Consider the following 736-nt stretch of genomic DNA (forward strand, 5'->3'; position numbering starts at 1 on the left):
CTTCATCTACACTAACAGAAGTAGGTTGCGTAGAAATTTGAACAGGGTCTATCACAACTACTGGTGGCAATTCGTTAACTACTACTAAAGCAGTCAAAGACTCCAGGGTACCTGACTCATCGCTCACCAGAACATCATAACTGCCTGAGTCGGAAGTATCTGCAGCTGAAATCAATAGTGAACTTAGTACCGCCCCTTGAAGCTCAACACCATCTCTACGCCACTGATAGCTTAGCTCGCCACCGGTAGCTCCCACACTTAATAAGACCTCTTCCAACTCATCAACAATTACACCTTGAGGCTGGCTAATAATTTCGAGGTCAGGAGTCTCGTTAAGCTCTGCTACGTCGTTATAGGAATCATTCGTTTCCTGTCTAACCGCCGCAAATGTCTCGGCATGTTCACTATCTGGAAGCGCTTGCTCTAGATCTAATGCAATTTCGCTTGCCTCTAGAAAAACCTCATCCAGAGTAATCTGTTCATCGCCCTCAGTACTTTGAGCCCCTAGAACGCCATCACTGGCAATCACTTCCTCTACATGTTCGATTACTTCTTCAATCGTATCCCAACGACCCAGCTCAACCATTGACAAGAAAGAGGCTGACAAAACACCCATTTCCAGTTCTGCTTTTGTAATTGAACTATACGACTCAATAGCAGTTAAATCTGCTGGCGCCAAACGCATCGCACCAGCATCTAGATCTAGCAAGTCTTCAATGTGAGCGATAGATTCCTG

1 protein-coding gene is annotated in these 736 nt (G+C 45.4%); it reads right to left on the minus strand.

Annotation, left to right across the window (positions count from 1 at the left end; translation table 11 throughout):
* Nucleotides 1–736 (minus strand): immunoglobulin domain-containing protein (locus tag A3766_RS30460; protein ID WP_197479346.1); only part of this gene is annotated, 736 nt, incomplete at both ends.

It is taken from the genome of Oleiphilus sp. HI0132, from assembly GCF_001635845.1.